We start from the raw sequence: 18,516 nt of genomic DNA on the forward strand, positions 1-18,516 counted from the left end.
GTCACTCCTTGTTGGCCCCTTCTGCCGCGTTAACGAGGGCGTCACCCAGCCCGAGCATCAGGAAATAAAAGGAACAGATGATCGATGAGGCCCAGGTGAATTCGACCAGGTTAAGAAAAGCGATACCGACAATGGAGGTGACGATCCAGAGCGCGATGCGTCCATCTTCGTCGGTGCTGCACCGGGCGAGAGGGTAAAGCTTGATCACCGGCGTCGCGAACAGGAGGATGACGGCGATGAACCCGATGATGCCGGTCTCGGCGAAGACCAGCAGGAATACGTTGTGCACCACGTAGACGAAAGACCATCCGTAGTCCGGGGGGATGTAGTGGTTCATGGCGAACCAGTAGTTATTTATGCCGACACCGGTCACGAAGTGGGCGCGAATCATCCGGGCGGCGATCAGCATCAGGTACCACCTGTCCTGGGCGGACCCCTGGTCGTCCGAGGATATGCGTGAGTCGACGATGCCGGACAACAGCACCACGGCGACGCCTATCGCCAGCAGCGGGTAGACGTATGGTGGGGGGCGCTTGATGCGGGCGCTACGCACGAAAAGGGCAAGGGCGCTTAGCGCAAAAGTACACCAGCCGCTCCGGGAGAAGGTGAAGAGCAGGGCTGCCGAGCCAAGGCAGAGGATGAAAAAGTAGACGGGGCGATTCGCCTGTTCGTCATGGAGCAGCTTCACCACCACAAGCAGCAGAACCGGGATGATGAAGGCCGCGAGCGCGTTGGGCACCCCAACGGTGCCATGGCTGCGGATCAGATCGCCGAAGCGGGTGAGTGCGGCATGGGTACCGGTGCGCAGGAAGCTGTAGTAATCCTGGGTGAAGAACTGCACCGTTGCCAGGCAAGCTTGGAAGGATAGGGCAGCGATTAGTGCGGAGCAGGCGACCGGGATGTACCGGCGATCCTGGAGTACGATCCGGCTGATGCCGTAATAGATGAGGGCCAACTTCCCGAGCTGGAACACGGCGATGTACCCGAAGACGGACCATATCGAGCCGGGGACGGAGATCAGGCAGGCTGCGATGAAAAAGGCGATCGGGCGCCAGAAGATTACTCTCGCACGCAGGCGGGGGAGGTGCAGGGTTTCCAGCTTCCATGCCACGAGCAGGCTCAGAAAGATCAGGTCCGACAGGGTAAGCAGCATCCCCCCAGCCCATCCGCTGAACGCGTCCCTGGATGGCTCGAATAGTGTGTAGTCTATGGAGATCGGGATGGTGAAAATGGCGAGAAAAAGAATAGGCTTGATCATGATTATGCCCCGGTTGCCATGCCGCTACGCCGGGCTGGCATCGACGGGCATCACTACCTGACGTACCACCGGGGCCTGGCTCTGCAGCGAATACCTTTCCTCAACGGTGCGGCGCGCCTTAGCCCCCATCGTCCGGCGCATCTCCTCGTTGGTTACCAACAGCGACAACTTCTTGCACCACTCCTCGTTGTCCTCCGCCAGGAAACCGTTCTCCCCGTCGTTAATCGCCTCAGCATTGAAGCCCATCCGTGAGCAGACGACGGGAAGGCCGCACCCCATGAACTGAAGGAGCTTGAAGCTGCTCTTGCCGAGCGTAAAGGTGGTCTCCGGCAGCGGCACGATACCGATGTCGAAGGAGAGAAGATCGGACATCTCCCTGGCAGCCTCCCACCTCATGCGGGTATGGGGCACACGAGGCAGCGACACCTCTCCGTTGGTTACGATCCTTATTTCCACCCTCTCACCGAGCCTTTCGCCGACCCGCTCTAAGGCAACTTGCACCAGCTCCAGAAACACCGATGTCTGCGGTGATCCGATCCACCCGATGACCACCTTCGCAGCATGGCCATGTGTCTTTACCGGGTAACTCTCAAGGTCGAGCACCATGGGGACCACCATCACGTTCGCCCCGTGGGGGCGGGCGAAACCGGCGAGGTAGTCGTTAGCGACCATGGTTACGTCGCTTAGGCGCACCATTTCTCTTACCGTCTCCCACCCGGGCCTGCGCTCCAGCGGCAGGTTGTAAACCTGCCCGGGCTGCTCGGCGAAGACCGCATCGTCGAAATCGTATAGGACCCTTTTGCCGAGCCTCTTGAAGAAACTCCACAACGGAAGCCAGAAGATGTCTTTCTGAATGAAGATGGACCTGCTGCGTAGTCCCCAGAAGAAGGTGCGCCAAAACCACGGTATCCAGAGGTGGCAATGGACCCTCTTGCGCCTGGGTGGCTTCACCACGCGGTACGAGATGTTGTTTCGGTCGAAATCTTGGAGGTACTGGAAGACGCGGTACCTGCTGCTTGGAGCGTCGAGGGGATCACCCCGTACCACGAAGAGCACCTGGATGGGCCATCGTGAGCTGACCGCCCGCTCGATCGGGGCGAAAAGCGCGGTCAGTGGAAGCTTCCATTGCATCGTTTCCTCCGGTAGGCCAACTTGAGCCCTTCAGTAAAGCCGCTTGTAGATGCACTCCGGGATGTGGAAGGTCCTTTTGTTGAAGACGACGCCGAGGATGGCGCCTCCATGCTCGGCGATCCTCATTTTCGCGGCCTCAGCTAGACGCCAGCTCCCTTCCGCGGCGAACACCAGGATTACTCCGTCGCAGAACCGGCTGGTGGCCAGGGTGTCGGCAGAGAGTAAGGCGGGCGCCGAGTCGATCAGGACCAGATCGAAGCTTTCTTTGAGTCCGCGAAAGAGTGGAGCGAGTGTCGCGCCGTCCGCGCACCAATGAGGGAGTGAAGCGTTGGGGGCTATCGGTGCCAGATGAAGGGACTGCTCTTCAGCTTCAACGGGGTAGCAGGCCCTCGTCACCGGCTTCCCGTCTGCGATTGCTTCGATCCAGCCATATGGCTCTTCCAGGCCGAAATGGGCGTGCTGTGAAGGGGCGTGGTGTGCCGCGTCCAGGATCAGAACCCGCTTCTTGAGCATGCGAGTCGCAGCAACCGCAAGCTCGCGAACCACGGTGGAAACCCCTTCCTTGCCCTTGATGCCGATGAACTGGATGACCCTCGGGGCGTGCGCCGGATCAAGGTTGTCGATGCTGCGGCAAAGTGCGAGCATCTCCGTATCCGTCGTAAACCGGCTCCAATCATCTGCGTTCTTCAGCGGGGCGGCGCCTTGCTCCTCGAAACTGCAGGCGTCCGTCTTTACGTCGTTTTTGTCCTGCCATGGCCAATGGATCATTTTCAACGCTCGCTCCTTCCATCGCTTGGCGGCTAGAGCCGCTGCCTTATGCTCAGCAGAACCTTGAGTCCCAAACGCCTTTCCACCGCCTGAGGGGTGGCGAGACCGGGGGTGTAAAACTCCGAGACGATGGCAATCCCGACCCCTGCGGCGAGGCCGAGGCCCAGGCCCAGCAACAGAACCTTAACGACCTTGGGCTCCACCGGCTCAACGGGAACACTGGCCTTCTGTATCACGCTGACATTGGCTAACTTAAGTCTGTCCATGGCGTTGGAGATGCGGGCCTCCTCCGCACGGGCCACGAATGATTGGTAGTTCTTTTCATCGATTTCCTGCTGCCGTTTCAGCCTCTGGATTTCCTCCGCACTTTGTTCCAGCAGTTGAATCCGCTGGGACACGCTTTTGCCTTCTTCTTGCAGCGCGACAAGCTTCGCCCTCTGCGCCTTGAGTTCGGTTTCCGCGTTGACCAGCTCCGCTTCTGCGCTTCGGTAGGCGGGGTCCGCCTCTCCCGGCCTGCGGTTTCTTCTGGCTTCCAGCTCTTTAAGCGATGCCCTCACCGCTGCCAGCCGCTCCTTGGCGAGCGGTACCAGCGGGCTTGAGTCGGGATAGCTTGCCAGCAACTGCTACTCTTCCAACTGCATGTTCAGCAGTCTTGCCTCCGCCTCGTCCATCGGCCTCTGGGTGCCGGGTTCCGAGGCGGTCGAACCCAACGCCAGCACCTTTTCCGCTCTGGATTTAAGGATCGGAACCCTGGCTGCCAGGGCGTTGATGCGGTTTTCCACCTCTATCTTTTCACTCTCGATGGAAGCCGCCCTGGTAAGCAGTAGCCGCGCCTGCTCTTCCTGCGAGACGATGCCGTTTCTTTGTCTGAACTTTTGCAGCGAGTTGCCGGAATCGAGCAGTTTCGACTGGTAGTGGGTCAGCTGGTTTTCGATGAAAGCAGTGTCGGCATCGCTGAAGACCTCTAGATGTTTCTCCTTGAACGCCTCCACCATAAGGTTTACCGCGAGCGCGGCGAGTTGCGGATTCTGGTGCTTGAAAGAGATCTCTATCACGTTGGAATTCTTCACCTCCTGCACCGTGAGGCTCCGGCTGAAGTTCAAGGCCGCGGCCTCCAGCCTGTCCTTCTGGTCTGGGAGGTCGAGCAGTTCCGGGTAGAGGTTTTCAAGCTTTATGGTCTTGATCACCTTCTTCACGGAATCGAGGCTGGTCAGAACCTGAATCTCCGAATTGATGATTCCGTCCTGGCTGACCATCAACTGTCTGCCGCCATCCACCTCGGTGCGGTTGCGGAACTCCCTGCCGATTTTGATCAGCAGCGTGGACTTCGCTTCGTAGACGGGGGGCTTTGAAAGGGGTAGTGCGGTCAGAGCGAGAGTCGTCGCTGTGAACGCCATCAGCATCCTGTATCTGAACCGGAAAAGGATGACGAGCAGGTCTCTGGCGCTGAACGCCGCATCCTGTCTGATCTGGGTTTCCTCGGTTTTCATAATTATTTCCCTGGCTTTAGGGGCGATCCGCTGTCAAACTGTGACCGCCTGGCTTAAATGTCATTGGTTAATTTAACTTAATGCAGCGAAGATGATAGCCGCTATGGTTACGGTGTCAACAGATGGGCCGCCGACGGGAGGCAACTTTGAATTCAGCGAAGGGTGAAAGGACAAGAGCAGCTTGACAGACGAGAAGTGTGGCTTTACGCTGATGTCCGTTAGGCGCGTCTAACCGGATAGGTGGGCAAAAAAACTAGTCATGGAGGAGGCGATGAAGATGCAACGAAGGATCAAGCGTGATTATCGGCGACTTTCCCCGACAAAGTTCCTCGCATTCATTCTGGCGGTGCGACATGCACTCACCAGCAACCCAAACTACCCTGATTCCTTTTGGGGGGCGAATCTGGCCCTTCTACAGGTATTGTTCGAAAAGATCTCTGGATATGAAGTGGCTTTCCGGGTCGCCCGCAACGGAGATCGGCTTCTGATTCATGACCGCGAAAAGTTGATGGAGGAGATCGTGGCGCTCTTGGACGAGATTGCCTCGCTTTTGGATGCAGCCTCGGTGCGGAATCCGGACGCTCTATCCACTACGGGCTTCACCATCACCCAGGAGTACAAGAATCACAACAACAGGACCAAACAGCCGTTGACCGCTTCCGATGACTTCACCGTGGTCAACCTCGGTGAACCTGGCAAGGCTCTTGCCCGCGCCTCAACGGTATCCGGTGCTTACAATCACGAGATTCATATCAACAGGGGAGATCCGGCACGCGAGGCCGACTGGTTCCACGGTTCGATGTTCCCGGATGCCACGAAAATGCTCTTGGAGAACCTGCTGCCAGGCAACACTTTTTTCCGCATGAGGCATCACGGTGCCGAGGGGCCAGGGCCTTGGTCACCTATAACCAGCGTTACTATTTCTTGATCAATCTGTTATTCGGTCTGTCGTAACTTGTGGGGGCGCCGAAAACGGCGCTCCCACTTTATCTGGAAACCTCTCCTTACGTCCCCAGATGCTGACAACCACCTACGCAGCTAGATCCCACACGGATACTTTTTCCACAGCGCCAAGTTTGTCCGTTCGACTACGAAGCCCGTGAGGGCCTGTAAAATCCTTTGTGTAAATGGCCATTTTCGGTTAGAACCCACTCGATAGGAGGGAACCGATGGCCAGTGTAGATTAATTGCTTGATGCTTTGATTAAAGACTGCAAGAAACCCGAAGACATCGTAGGTGAAAACGGGCTTTTGAAACAGTTGACTAAGCGCGTCCTTGAGCGGGCAATGCAGGCCGAAATGACAGATCATCTTGGCTACGAGCGACACTCCCCAGATGGCAACAACAGCGGTAACTCACGCAACGGCACGTATAAGAAGACAGTCAAAGGCGAATTCGGTACGCTTGATGTTACTGTTCCGCGAGACCGTAATGGGACATTCGAGCCGATTATCCTCTCAAAAGGACAGAGCCGCTTTACCGGCTTTGATGACAAGATCATCTCCTTGTACGCCCGTGGGATGAGTACCCGTGATATCCAGAGCCACCTTCAGGAGATGTATGGCGTCGAGGTTTCGCCAACGCTCGTCTCGCAGGTTACTGACGCCATCGCTGATGAAGTGAAACAGTGGCAGAACCGGCTCTTAGACGAGGTGTATCCCATCGTTTATCTCGACGCTATCAGAGTGAAGGTTCGCCATAATAGTCACGTAATCAACATTGACTAAGATCTGGACCAGGCCAAATCCGGGGTGGAAATTGGCTCTTAACCAGTTCTCGATCATTTACGAAGGAAGAATGCCAGTTATGTAGCTGAAGTGGCATTTACACAAAATCCTTTACACGCCCGCCCGTGATCGTGATGCCCCGGCGCGCGGTCGTGATGTCACAACGCGCGGTCGTGACGTCGCAACGCGCGGTCGTGATGTCGCAACGCGCGGTCGCGATGACACAACGCGCGGTCGCGATGACACAACGCGCGGTCGCGATGACACAACGCGGGGTCGTGATGACGCAACGCGCGGTCGTGATGTTGCAACGCGGGGTCGCGATGACACAACGCGGGGTCGTGATGACGCAACGCGGGGGCGTGATGACGCAACGCGGAGTCGTGATGACGCAACGCGGAGTCGTGATGACGCAACGCGGAGTCGTGATGACGCAACGCGGAGTCGTGATGACGCAACGCGGGGGCGTGATGACGCAACGCGGAGACGTGATGACGCAACGCGGGGGCGTGATGACGAAACGCGGGGTCGTGATGACGCAACGCGGGGTCGTGATGACGAAACGCGCGGTCGTGATGACGCAACGCGCGGTCGTGACGACGCAACGTGCGGTCACGATGGCAAAGGACTAGGTCTTGTGGACGAATGCGATCACTATGGGCAACCGGAGGGGGCGGTAGGGGGAAATTCAACGACCGACGACTGTCCGGAGACAATTAAGTCCTTACAGAATTTGGCGCTAAATGGTTCATTTTGGGTTGGTTGGTATTCCTCCATTTTCGGGGTAAGTCCTCACTTTTTCGGGGGTCTTATCATTAGAAGGTGGATTTAAGAGACAATAAAGTCCTTACCTTTTCCTGGATTCGTTGATGCGCCTCCCTAGAGCTTGTAAATGTTGTCAACCGGCTTCCAATGATGACCCATTATCGGCGTCCAAAGTTGACCCAGTTGCAACAAGATATCAAGTAGTTAGGATCTGCAGACGGGGTGCATCAATGCCGATGGTGGGTTAAAGTTGCGATCCGATTCACAATCCGTCTACCCCGAATGTCTTTAGGAGCGCACGGACCTCAGTTTTGGTGAGCCCTGCTTGTAACAGTGGACTTTTGATACCTAGCTCGTTGAGCGCTTTGAAGCCGGGGCGATAATCGTCGAGATCGTCGACGTTTGTCCCTTCCAAGACCTCACTGGCCCTAAGGTCCGTTGCCATTCCCTTGAGTAAAGAGAACAGGTGGTATTTGCACAGGTAGCAGTGGTCCGGCGGGTTGTTGCGGATCACTTCAGGGAAGGGGTGATCGACAACGAGGTGCCGGACTCCCGCGTGATCCGCAACTTTTCTTGCTTCGTGGACCTCGGCTTGGGGAACGTAAGGAGGGGCAAGAGTCACGGCTAGAACTTCGTCGCCAAGGGCCTCACGAGCGGCATAGAGTAAAAGGGTGCTGTCAACTCCCCCCGAAAAGGCCACAATTACTCGTTGCATGGCGCGCAGGTTGTTAAGAAGGTTTTGATATTTCTGAAGCATTGGATCTCCCGAAAGTGGTACTTAGGTTCTAGCGGTGAGGAAGCCCGAGCCATTCCCGGATCCGGTCCTCCGCGTAGCGAACAGAGCCACCCACGATGGGGAGCCCCTGCATAACAGTTGCACCGGGGCAAACCCTCCGAATATCCTTCTCGCTGCTACCCATTCCACTACCTTCGTGGGTGCAAAATGGCACGATGGTTTTTCCTGAGAAATCATGCTCTTCTAAAAAGGTGAAGACGGCCATTGGCATGGTTCCCCACCAATTTGGAAACCCGAGGTAGATCACCTCATACCCCGAAACATCCTCCAGGTGCGAAGACAGTTCCGGACGTGCATTCTGTTTTAGTTCCTTTTTGGAGACCTCCGTCGTCTCGTGGTAGTCAATGGGGTATTTTTTTAACGTATCGATTTTATGTACTGTGGCACAGGTGAGCTTTTGGATGATCTGAGCGGCAACCTCGGTATTCCCAACTGCCAGATTGACGATGTCACCGCCGACATAATTGCTGCCAGCGCGCGAATAGTAGGCGATCAAGATTTTTCCTTTGTCCATGTGGGCTTCTCCCTCCATTTGTTTAGTGCACCACCCGAGTATCTTCCAGGTCGTCGGGGTCCCGGCTTTGGTGCAGAGTGATATTACCTCAGGAACATCGCGCAGTAATATCACGATTCTGTTGTATTATTGCCCAATCCGCTTGATGCACTGTATGTTGTTGAAAGCTGTATGTGGGGGGAGTAACATGTGGGCAGAGTTTGGAATTAGGTAACCACTTAAGTAAATGCGGAAAATGGAGGACCTTGTGGAAAAGAAGATGGAGTCTTTAAACGATGCTATTGCTCGATGGACCGAATATGGCGAGCAGCACACCACTGCGATCCCCGGTCTTTCGCTGTTTAGGCGGCAGGAACCTTCCGAGCCGGTAAGCGGCATATACGAGCCGAGCGTATGTGTTGTGACTCAAGGAGCAAAGGTGGTCCAGTTTGGTGAAGAGTCTTTGGTCTATGACGCCGAGCACTACCTGATCACGGCCGTTCATATACCGACGCTGGTTAGGGTAACCGAGGCGAGCCCTGAAAAGCCCTACCTTGGACTCAGGCTGAAACTCGACTTGCGGGAGGTCTCACAACTGATGCTCGACTCCAACCTCCCTAAACCGCGTGCTCAACAAACCAGTCGTGGTATGGCGACCGGTGAGGTCACGCCGCAACTGATCGGGGCCTTTGAGCGATTGCTTGCTTTGCTTGATGATCCTATGGATATCCCCATTATGACCCCAGTCATCCAGAGGGAGATCGTCTATCGCCTCCTGACGGGGGATCAGGGAGAGCGGTTACGGCAGATTGCTTCAACTGGCAGCCAGAGCAGTCAGATAGCCCGGGCGATCGACTGGCTGAAGGGGAATTTCAGCAGCCCATTACGGATCGAAGATCTGGCGAGCAAGGTCAACATGAGCACTTCGACTTTCCACCATCATTTCCGTACCCTAACTGCCATGAGTCCGCTGCAATACCAGAAAATGTTGCGCCTGAACGAGGCCCGGCGCCTGATGCTGGCCGAGCGGATCGATGCTACAACGGCAGCCTTCAACGTAGGGTACGAGAGCGCTTCGCAGTTTTCCCGGGAGTATGGCCGCGTCTTCGGGGCTCCTCCGCTGAGGGACATTAACAGGATGCGGCAAGCAGCAGCATAAGTGATTTAGTGTTGTGAAAGGTGGGGACAGTTCGAATGGAGGGACACCGCAGGGGTCTCTCCATTTTTTTATGTGCCTGTTGTCCTGCCGTTTTCCCTCGGTATCCTCTTTCGCTCAAAGCCATACGCCTCTTCAGGCCGACCAGTTCTTTCGCCTCCATTGCCTCAGGGCAATCGCTTGTAAACCGAGACTCTAGCTGTAGTGCGCTCCCCCCGTAGTTGCGACCTCCCATTGCCACATTCTCTCCCCTGCGCATGACTTTTTATTACGATTCGGACGATCAGGCAAAAATGAGACAGGATCGAAATATCCCCCTGTCTGCGACTTATGTATATTTTAAATAGTGAAAGGCCATGGGCAATAAGGCAATGTCCTGGCTTGGAAGTGGAAAATGACGAGCGTCGTGTAGTCTTCTAACGTGCTAATAATTCGACGGTGTTAGGTCGTGGTGGCATCCGGGGATAGCTGTAATGCCTCTAGTAAAAAGGCGCAAATCGTAGAATCGTGCAAATATCAAGCAGGATCGGGGTAACGGAATCGGTGGCAGTTAACTTATAATTTCAACAGTCGGAATTATGATACAGGGAGAAAAAAATGAAAACGCGAAAATTGGGCAACAATGGACTTGAAGTTTCCGCTATTGGCATGGGGTGCATGAACCTCAGCTTTGGTACCGGGAAAGCGGTAGATTTCAGCGAAGGAGTTCAGGTCATTCGTGCTGGATACGAAAAAGGCATCACCTTCTTTGATACTGCAGAGGCGTACGGCCCTTTCACCAATGAGGAGTTGGTTGGTCAGGCCCTGGAGCCCTTCCGGAAGAAGGTCATCATTGCCACGAAGTTTGGCATGATCTCCGAGGAGGGCGGCCTCAATAGTCGGCCCGAGCATATCAAAAAAGTCCTTGAAGCTTCCCTGAAACGGCTGAGAACGGACTATATCGACTTGTTTTACCAACACCGGGTCGACCCCAACGTCCCAATCGAGGATGTTGCCGGTGCGGTAAAAGAGCTGATACAGGAAGGAAAAGTCAAATACTTCGGGCTTTCTGAGGCGGGAGCAGACACCATCCGCCGCGCTCATGCTGTTCAACCGGTGGCCGCGGTCCAAAATCAGTACTCGATCTGGACCAGAGAACCGGAGAAGGAGGTGCTGCCGGTTTGTGAAGAACTGGGAATTGGATTTGTCCCCTGGGGCCCCCTTGGGACAGGCTTCCTGACAGGAGCCATTACTCCGGACACCAAATTCGACAGCGCAACAGATCTCAGGGCTTCTTTCCCGCGTTTCACCCAGGAAGCGCTTAAGGCCAACATGCCTCTGGTTGAAATGTTGAACGACATTGCCCGCAGCAAAGGCGCGTCCACAGTGCAGATCGCCTTGGCCTGGCTGCTGGCTCAAAAGCCGTTCATCGTGCCCATTCCCGGGATGGACAAGCTTGAATACATCGAAGACAACATCAAGTCGGTTGATCTGGCGCTGACTGCGGCCGACCTGAAGGAGATAGAAGAGCGGCTCGCCGGCATCTCCATTCAAGGAGATCGGCTTTCCAAGGAGTTGCTGTCACTCTCAGAGGAGTAAGCCTGTCAGGCATTGCTCAATGAAGGAGTCAATTATGAAGAACGTCATCGTAGTCATTGGTGCTGGATTGATCGGTCAAGCTATCGCTCGGCGGGTTGGCGCAGGCAAACACGTCCTGCTGGCAGATTTGCGGCAGGGAAATGTTGAGGTTGCAGCGAAAGTCCTAAGCGATGCCGGTTTCGAGGTGAGCATCGCAACCGTTGACGTTTCGTCTCGCGCTTCGGTCCACGCACTTGTCGAAACTGCAACAGCGATTGGCGCTATAGCCGGAGTCGTTCATGCTGCAGGTGTGTCCCCTACGCAGGCGGCTCCGGAGACGATCCTGAAGGTTGATCTCTATGGCACCGCACTGGTGCTCGAAGAATTCGGCCGTGTCATCGCCTCTGGCGGAGCGGGCATTGTGATAGCCTCTCAGTCGGGACACCGCCTTCCAGCACTGTCGCCTGAACAGAACAAGGCTCTGGCAACTACACCGACCGAAGAATTGCTCGCCTTGCCCATGCTTCAGCTAGATGTGGTGACCGACCCGCTTAATGCTTACCAGTTATCTAAACGCGGTAATTCGCTACGGGTTATGGCAGAGGCGGTGCGATGGGGCAAACGTGGTGCGCGGGTCAACACCATTAGCCCCGGCATTATCTGCACACCTCTTGCTAAGGACGAACTGGCCGGTCCCCGCGGCCCCGGGTACAGGCGCATGATCGAACTTTCCGCGGCTGGGCGTATCGGCACTCCGGACGAGGTGGGCGCCGTCGCAGCCCTGCTGATGGGACCGGAGGGTACGTTCATCACCGGCAGCGATTTTCTCATGGATGGCGGTGTAACCGCTGCTTACTGGTACGGCGAACTAGCTCCAAAGTGAAGGAACGTTTGCCGGTAGCCACCAAGATATTTTTGTAGACCACTAATAATGAACAGGAGAATCAACATGAATAACTTCGTTTACAGTATTCCCACCACGGCTTATTTCGGAAAGGGCCAAATCCAGGTCCTCGGTGAAACTATCAAGAACCATGGCGGCTCCAAGGTTCTGTTGGCGTATGGCGGCGGGAGCATTAAGCAAAACGGCATCTACGAGGTGATTCTTGAGCAGTTCCGCAAGGCCGGCCTCGCACATGTGGAACTGAGCGGGATCCAACCCAACCCGAGGATCGAAAGCGTCGAGGCAGGGATTCGGGTCTACCGTGAAAATGGCTGTGACTTCATCCTGGCAGTAGGGGGCGGGTCGACCCTGGACGCCTGCAAGGCCATCGCTGCCGGCGTGAAATACCATGGCCCCGTGACGGATCTTTTCGTCGATGAATCGGGCATCTCGTCAAAGATCGCTGCCGTTGCTCCGCTGGCGACTATCCTGACCATGGCGGGAACTGGGTCGGAACTGGATATGGGGGGGGTCATCACCGTTGGCGACGATCACAAGAAAAAGGTCGTCCTGCATCCTCTACTCAATCCCAAGTTTTCCATCCTTGACCCCGAGTACACCTATACCGTGCCTGAATATCATTCGATGGCCGGAGTCGCCGATATCTTCTGCCACCTGATGGAGCAATACTTTACTCCCGAGGCCGCGACGACCGTTCAGGATCGCATGAACGAGGGGGTCATGAAGGCGGTTCTGGAGGAGGCACCGAAGATCCTTGCTAACCCGAAGAATTACGACGCCCGTGCCAACATCATGTGGGCCAGTTCTATGGCCTTGGCTGGATTCCAGTTTGTGCTCGGTAAGCCTGGATTTCCCTTCCCGCTGCACGGGATGGGGCACGAGCTTTCCAGCAGGTACGACATGACCCATGGTGTCACTCTTGCGCTGCTGACGCCAGCCTGGATGCGTCATACCATGACTACCGCTCCGGAGCACCTGCCAGTCTTCGCAAAGTTCGCCCGCAATGTGATGGAGGTCCGTGAAGCTGACGATGCTAAAGCGGCAGAAGAAGGCGTTAGAAAGCTCGAAGCCTTTTATTCCGTCATCAAGATGCCGGCGAACCTGCGCGAGGCAGGGGTAAAGGAAGAAGACCTTGAGATGATGGCAGCCAAAGCTGTGGAAAACGGGAAATTGGGCATACTGACATCGATTGGTAAGGAAGAGGCGCTTCAAATCATGCAGATGGCATTCTAAAGCCAAAGTAGAAGGATAATGAAATGAAAGCAATTGCGATAAACGGCAGCCCCAGACCGGGCGGCAATACAGAAATCCTGCTCAAGAAGACTCTTGAGCCGTTAGAAGCCGCCGGCTGGGAGACTGAGTACCTGCGTATCGGCGGGAAGCCCCTTAGGGGCTGTATAGCCTGCATGAAGTGCGTTGAGAAACAGAACGGCAAGTGCGCCATAGAAACCGACGGCATGAACGAGGTGATCGAAAAGATGTTCGCCGCCGATGCGATCATACTTGGCTCGCCGACTTACTTCGCCGATGTCACCTCCGAACTGAAGGCCCTGATTGATCGGGCAGGCTTCGTTGCCTTGGCTAATGGCGGCGCCTTCAGCGGCAAGATCGGTGCTGCAGTGGTGGCGGTGCGCCGCGGTGGGGGGACGCACGTTTTCGACACCATCAACCACATGTTCCTCACCTCATCGATGATCGTGCCTGGCTCCCTCTACTGGAATCTCGGCGTGGGCTGTGCCAAGGAAGAGGTGCATGAAGACGCAGAGGCTATTCAAAATATGGAGCATCTCGGCCAGACCATCGCCTGGCTTGCCAGGGGCACTGCGGCAGCCTCTGCCGCTGCTCCTTTCCCGAAAGTTGCAGTTGAGCTCCATTAGGTAGAAGGGAAAAGGACCGGCGAACAGCCGGCTTAGCAACAACTACTGCATGTGAACCATCAAAGGCACAAAAGACGTAACCCCGAACCGGTACCGGCGGACTGCAACGGGGTTACGTCTTTAGCCTAGGAGCTTTAAATGGAAGACGTGGATCAACTTGATTTGTGGGTGGATAGCGATGTTTCAGTTTTTGAGGAACCCAGACCGGGATGGTATGTGCTCGGCGTGCTCAGCCTTTTGATGGGTTTCGCATCTATATCGACTGACCTTTACCTACCCGCCATGCCGTTGATGACTAGCTCCCTGCACGCCGATACCGGGATGATAGAGTGGACCATTTCTGGATATCTGGTCGGATTCAGCTTTGGGCAGTTGTTGTGGGGGCCGCTCAGCGACCGCTACGGTCGTCGCTTGGCTATCGGCGGCGGGTTGATCCTGTTCGTGCTCGGCTCAATTGGTTGTGCACTCTCCAACGATGTCCTGACGTTGATCGGATGGCGGGTGGTGCAGGCGTTGGGCGCCTGTGCAAGTGTTGCTCTTTCCCGTGCCATGGTGCGTGATCTTTACCAGGGGACTAAAGCCGCTCAGATGCTGTCCACGCTGATTACGGTGATGGCCGTCATGCCCCTGGTAGGCCCCCTGTTGGGCGGGCAGATTGTTTCGATGTCGGGTTGGCGCGCGATCTTCTGGTGCTTGGTTGCAGTCGGGCTCTTTACCCTTGGGGCGCTTTGCACCATCCCTGAAACCCTGCCCCTAAGCAGCCGCAACAAAGATCCGCTCGGTAAGGCGCTTCTCAGCTATTTTGAGCTGCTGCAGAATCGCAGGCTGCTTGGTTATTTGGGAGCGGGTGGCTTTCTGTATGCCGGTATGTTCGCCTACGTTGCGGGCACACCCTTTGTCTACATAAGCTACTACCATTTCCCTGCTCGCCTGTATGGTCTGCTGTTTGGCATGGGGATCATCGGTATAATGGGGGCCAACATCGTGAACCGGTGGCTGATTGGGCGCTTCGGCTATGACCGGATTCTCGTGGTGGGAGCCATTGCGGCCTCAGCCACTGGCATATGGGCCGGGTTCGCCGCGTACAGCGGTCTGGGAGGGCTTTGGGGACTCGTGATGCCGTTGTTTCTGTTCGCTTCCACGACGGGACTCATTGTCGCCAACTCTATCACCGGCGCACTGGCCGATTTCCCACAGCGGGCCGGCGCCGTCTCGGCATTGACGGGTGCTGTTCAGTACGGAAGTGGCATCTTTGGTTCTGGACTCGTTGGACTGTGGGCGGACGGCACTCCCTGGCCGCTGGGGCTGGTCGTCGCGCTGAGCGGCGTCGGCTGCCTGTTGTCGACTGTGTTGCTGTTACCCTCTAGAAAATGAAAACGGTGTGCGTCACAGGGAGGTTCCAATCATGAAAAAAGTTGTTCTGAATAACGGCGTAGAAATGCCTATCTTGGGCTTTGGCGTTTTTCAGGTGCCCGACTCAGTGGAGTGTGAGCGGAGCGTCTGCGATGCCCTCGAGGCGGGGTACCGACTGATAGACACTGCGGCTGCGTACATGAACGAGGAAGCCGTCGGCAATGCGCTCAGGAAATGCAGCGTTACCAGAGAGGAGCTTTTCGTAACAACAAAGCTGTGGGTTCAAGATGCTGGTTACGATAGCACCAAGCAGGCTTTTGAAAGATCTCTCAACAAGCTGCAGCTCGATTACCTGGACCTCTATCTGATCCATCAGCCCTTTGGCGACGTCTACGGCTCGTGGCGGGCAATGGAAGATCTCTACCGGGCCGGAAAAATCAGGGCTATTGGTATCAGCAACTTTCACCCGGACCGGGTCATGGACCTCGTCGTCCACAACTCGGTGATACCTGCCATTAACCAGATCGAAACCCACCCGTTTTGCCAGCAGGTCGAGGCCCAAAAGTTCCTGGAGGAGAACCGCATCCAGATCGAATCTTGGGGGCCATTTGCAGAGGGGAAGAACGATCTGTTCGCCAACGAGCTGTTGAGGTCCATCGGCGAGAAATACGGCAAAAGTATCGCGCAGGTTGTACTTCGCTGGCTGATCCAGCGTGGCGTAGTCTCAATCCCAAAGTCGGTGCACCCTCACCGCATCCGGGAAAACTTCGATGTGTTCAATTTTGAACTCAGCGTCGAGGACATGGCGGCAATCGCGACTCTGGACCAGAAACAGAGCAGCTTCTTCGATCACCGCGACCCTGTGATGGTCAAGTGGTTGGGTGAACGAAAACTCGATCTCTAACACATAGGACCCCACAACAGCACATCGCCTCGACGGGGCGCCATAACCGTTTCTGCTCGAGCGATGTTAAAGGAGAATAGCCATGAAGAAGCGATTGCTAGGAAAGGATTTGGAAGTCTCAGCCATAGGTTACGGTGCCATGGGGCTTAGTCACGGATATGGACCGGCAACCGACAAGCAGCAGGCTATTGAGCTGGTCCGCGCGGCCGCCGAGCGAGGCGTGACCTTCTTCGATACAGCACAGATTTACGGCGCGGAGAACGAAGAGATCGTGGGAGAGGCCCTTGCACCTCTGCGTGGAGAGGTGGTGATCGCCACAAAGTTCGGATTCGAACTCGGGCGCACAGACAACCGACAGGTTCTCTGCAGCCGGCCGGAGTATATCCGTGAGGTCACCGAGGGGTCGTTAAAGCGACTCCGGGTCGAGGCCATTGATCTCTACTACCAGCACCGGGTTGACCCCAATGTCCCGATCGAGGAGGTTGCCGGCACGATAAAAGACTTGATTGCCGAGGGGAAGGTGAAGCATTTCGGCCTATCAGAGGCCGGCGTCGAGACCATCCGCCGCGCCCACGCGGTCCTGCCGGTAACAGCGGTCGAGAGCGAGTATTCCATGATGTGGCGACAGCCTGAAGACGAACTGCTGCCTGTCCTTGAGGAACTCGGCATAGGCTTTGTGCCCTTCAGTCCGCTCGGCAAAGGTTTTTTAACCGGTAGCTTTGACAAAAACTCCACCTTTGACAGCTCAGATTTTCGCAGCATCGTCCCGCGTTTCTCACCTGAGAATCTTGATGCCAACCAGGCACTGGTCAACCTCGTAAAGGAAATTGCGGCTGATAAACAAGCGACACCCGCCCAGGTTGCTCTAGCGTGGGTGTTGGCGCAAAAGCCGTGGATTGTGCCGATACCGGGTACCACCAAACTCCAACGTCTGGAGGAAAATCTTGGCGCAGCCGACGTTGAGCTGTCGTCTACGGATCTCGGCACCATCGCGCGTGCCTTAGCGAAAATAGAGGTGCATGGCGATAGATACCCTGCCCACCTGCAGAAGAGGGTGGGACGCTAACTGAAATGACAGCCTCCGGGCCGCTGAGGAGTTAATGAGGGACATGAGACCACTTCTTATCCTAGCAACCACTTGTATCGCGATGTTGATCACTGGTATATCGGAGGCGCAGACCATGCAAAATCGTCTAAACGCGAAACAACGGGCAATGATCCCCATCGCTGCATTCACTGCCAACGGCGATCTCGACAAGTTAAGAGTGGCGCTAAGTGATGGCCTCGATGCCGGGCTTACGGTGAGTGAGATCAAGGAAATCCTGGTCCAACTTTACGCCTACGCCGGCTTTCCCCGAAGCCTTAACGGCATTGGCACCTTCATGACTCTTATAAACGAGCGAGAAAAAAAAGGTATCAGGGACGAGAAGGGGAGGGAATCAAGTCCTCTGCACACGAACCGAACTAGCCTCGAATTTGGCACCGAAAACCAGACCAGGCTAGTGGGACAACCTGTGACAGGCCCTGTTTTTGATTTTGCCCCAGCGATCGACCAATACTTGAAGGCCCACCTCTTCGGCGATATCTTTCAGCGCGATGTGTTGACTTGGCAGGACCGTGAGGTGGCGACAGTGGCGGCTTTGGCGAATATCGAAGGCGTTAATCCCCAATTACGCGGACATCTGGCTATCGCTCTTCACAATGGCCTGTCCCCAGAACAACTGCGGGATCTTATCGGTGTTCTGCGGGCAAAGTGCGGCCCGAAGGTTGCGGAGAACGCTGTAGTCGTTTTTGAGGAGGTTCTAGCTTCCAGAAAGCAAGTACCGGTGGGAGAACGCCCTGTTATGGATAACGTCGAGGCTACTGCAGACCTCCAAAAGGAGAAGAACATGAGTCAACACAGTGATCTCCGCAATGGCGGTGTTTTCCCCGTCGGAGAGAAAAACGAAAAATATGCCAAGTACTTTACTGGCACAAGCTATCTTAAGATGCTGTCGACGGAAAGGATGTTTATAGGCAATGTGACCTTTGAGCCGGGTTGCCGGAATTTCTGGCATATCCATCATAAAGGAGGACAGATTTTGCTCGTCACTGGCGGACGCGGCTGGTATCAGGAATGGGGAAAAGCCGCGAAGGAACTCAGGGCCGGTGACGTGGTTAATATTGCACCAGAAACCAAGCATTGGCATGGAGCGGCTAAAGATAGCTGGTTCTCCCATGTGGCAGTAGAAGTCCCCGCAGAGGGCGGTTCCACCGAATGGCTTGAGCCGGTGTCCGACGAGGCATACACCCGGTTGCCGAAGTGATCAAATCAGTCGAGCGATGACGGCTATAGAG

Annotated in this window: 18 protein-coding genes and 1 pseudogene; 12 read left to right on the forward strand and 7 right to left on the reverse strand. The window is 55.7% G+C overall.

Annotated elements, in window-relative coordinates:
- Position 1 precedes the first annotated feature (1 nt).
- Genes E8K79_RS01340 through E8K79_RS01360 form a run of 5 tightly spaced genes read right to left on the reverse strand, consistent with a single transcriptional unit; the run spans position 2 to position 4,647 of the window.
- Positions 2–1,258: an O-antigen ligase family protein gene (locus E8K79_RS01340; RefSeq protein ID WP_136513130.1), complete on the reverse strand. Its 1,257-nt coding sequence runs from the start codon at positions 1,256–1,258 to the stop codon at positions 2–4.
- 24 nt (positions 1,259–1,282) lie between these two features.
- Positions 1,283–2,389 carry a glycosyltransferase gene (locus tag E8K79_RS01345; protein WP_136513131.1) on the reverse strand — a complete coding sequence of 369 codons (1,107 nt, stop codon included), beginning with the start codon at positions 2,387–2,389 and terminating at the stop codon, positions 1,283–1,285.
- 30 nt (positions 2,390–2,419) lie between these two features.
- A complete protein-coding gene (locus E8K79_RS01350; protein WP_246043740.1) occupies positions 2,420–3,157 on the reverse strand; it encodes a tyrosine-protein kinase family protein in 738 nt (245 codons plus the stop codon).
- A gap of 32 nt (positions 3,158–3,189) precedes the next feature.
- Positions 3,190–3,777: a GNVR domain-containing protein gene (locus E8K79_RS01355; RefSeq protein WP_136513133.1), complete on the reverse strand. Its 588-nt coding sequence runs from the start codon at positions 3,775–3,777 to the stop codon at positions 3,190–3,192.
- Between the two features lie 3 nt (positions 3,778–3,780).
- A complete protein-coding gene (locus tag E8K79_RS01360; RefSeq protein ID WP_136513134.1) occupies positions 3,781–4,647 on the reverse strand; it encodes a GumC domain-containing protein in 867 nt (288 codons plus the stop codon).
- 271 nt (positions 4,648–4,918) lie between these two features.
- Between E8K79_RS01360 and E8K79_RS01365 the strand changes: the two genes are divergently transcribed.
- The 3 genes and pseudogenes from E8K79_RS01365 to E8K79_RS21045 all read left to right on the forward strand — a co-directional run bounded on the left by E8K79_RS01365 (position 4,919) and on the right by E8K79_RS21045 (position 7,006).
- Entirely contained in the window at positions 4,919–5,575 is a 657-nt protein-coding gene (locus E8K79_RS01365) for a hypothetical protein (RefSeq protein ID WP_136513135.1), read from the forward strand.
- Between the two features lie 259 nt (positions 5,576–5,834).
- A pseudogene (locus tag E8K79_RS01370) lies at positions 5,835–6,353 on the forward strand (IS256 family transposase); the annotation flags it as partial.
- Between the two features lie 176 nt (positions 6,354–6,529).
- A complete protein-coding gene (locus E8K79_RS21045) occupies positions 6,530–7,006 on the forward strand; it encodes a hypothetical protein (protein ID WP_162604580.1) in 477 nt (158 codons plus the stop codon).
- A 395-nt stretch (positions 7,007–7,401) separates the two neighbouring features.
- On the opposite strand, the gene E8K79_RS01380 is transcribed toward E8K79_RS21045, so the two are convergent.
- Entirely contained in the window at positions 7,402–7,896 is a 495-nt protein-coding gene (locus tag E8K79_RS01380) for a 7-cyano-7-deazaguanine synthase (protein ID WP_136513137.1), read from the reverse strand.
- 28 nt (positions 7,897–7,924) lie between these two features.
- On the reverse strand, positions 7,925–8,449 hold the full coding sequence (locus E8K79_RS01385; protein ID WP_136513138.1) for a flavodoxin: 525 nt from the start codon (positions 8,447–8,449) through the stop codon (positions 7,925–7,927).
- Positions 8,450–8,684: 235 nt separating this feature from the next.
- On the opposite strand from E8K79_RS01385, the gene E8K79_RS01390 reads away from it, so the two are divergent.
- The 9 genes from E8K79_RS01390 (at position 8,685) to E8K79_RS01430 (ending at position 18,485) form a co-directional block, all read left to right on the forward strand.
- The gene (locus tag E8K79_RS01390) at positions 8,685–9,587 is read left to right on the forward strand and encodes an AraC family transcriptional regulator N-terminal domain-containing protein (RefSeq protein WP_456237318.1); all 903 of its coding nucleotides are present in this window, start codon (positions 8,685–8,687) and stop codon (positions 9,585–9,587) included.
- A 594-nt stretch (positions 9,588–10,181) separates the two neighbouring features.
- The gene (locus tag E8K79_RS01395) at positions 10,182–11,162 is read left to right on the forward strand and encodes an aldo/keto reductase (RefSeq protein WP_136513140.1); all 981 of its coding nucleotides are present in this window, start codon (positions 10,182–10,184) and stop codon (positions 11,160–11,162) included.
- A gap of 34 nt (positions 11,163–11,196) precedes the next feature.
- Positions 11,197–12,024, forward strand: coding sequence for an SDR family oxidoreductase (locus E8K79_RS01400; protein ID WP_136513141.1), 828 nt, complete (start codon positions 11,197–11,199; stop codon positions 12,022–12,024).
- A 66-nt stretch (positions 12,025–12,090) separates the two neighbouring features.
- Entirely contained in the window at positions 12,091–13,278 is a 1,188-nt protein-coding gene (locus E8K79_RS01405) for an iron-containing alcohol dehydrogenase (protein WP_136513142.1), read from the forward strand.
- 23 nt (positions 13,279–13,301) lie between these two features.
- The gene (locus tag E8K79_RS01410) at positions 13,302–13,922 is read left to right on the forward strand and encodes a flavodoxin family protein (RefSeq protein WP_136513143.1); all 621 of its coding nucleotides are present in this window, start codon (positions 13,302–13,304) and stop codon (positions 13,920–13,922) included.
- 138 nt (positions 13,923–14,060) lie between these two features.
- Positions 14,061–15,296: a multidrug effflux MFS transporter gene (locus E8K79_RS01415; protein ID WP_136513144.1), complete on the forward strand. Its 1,236-nt coding sequence runs from the start codon at positions 14,061–14,063 to the stop codon at positions 15,294–15,296.
- 31 nt (positions 15,297–15,327) lie between these two features.
- Positions 15,328–16,179 carry an aldo/keto reductase gene (locus tag E8K79_RS01420; RefSeq protein WP_136513145.1) on the forward strand — a complete coding sequence of 284 codons (852 nt, stop codon included), beginning with the start codon at positions 15,328–15,330 and terminating at the stop codon, positions 16,177–16,179.
- 82 nt (positions 16,180–16,261) lie between these two features.
- Positions 16,262–17,245, forward strand: coding sequence for an aldo/keto reductase (locus E8K79_RS01425; RefSeq protein ID WP_136513146.1), 984 nt, complete (start codon positions 16,262–16,264; stop codon positions 17,243–17,245).
- Between the two features lie 115 nt (positions 17,246–17,360).
- Positions 17,361–18,485, forward strand: a complete 1,125-nt coding sequence (locus tag E8K79_RS01430) for a carboxymuconolactone decarboxylase family protein (RefSeq protein ID WP_136513147.1) — start codon at positions 17,361–17,363, stop codon at positions 18,483–18,485.
- Positions 18,486–18,516: the final 31 nt, after the last annotated feature.

It is taken from the genome of Geomonas edaphica (assembly GCF_004917075.1).
In the GTDB taxonomy this organism is placed as follows: domain Bacteria; phylum Desulfobacterota; class Desulfuromonadia; order Geobacterales; family Geobacteraceae; genus Geomonas; species Geomonas edaphica.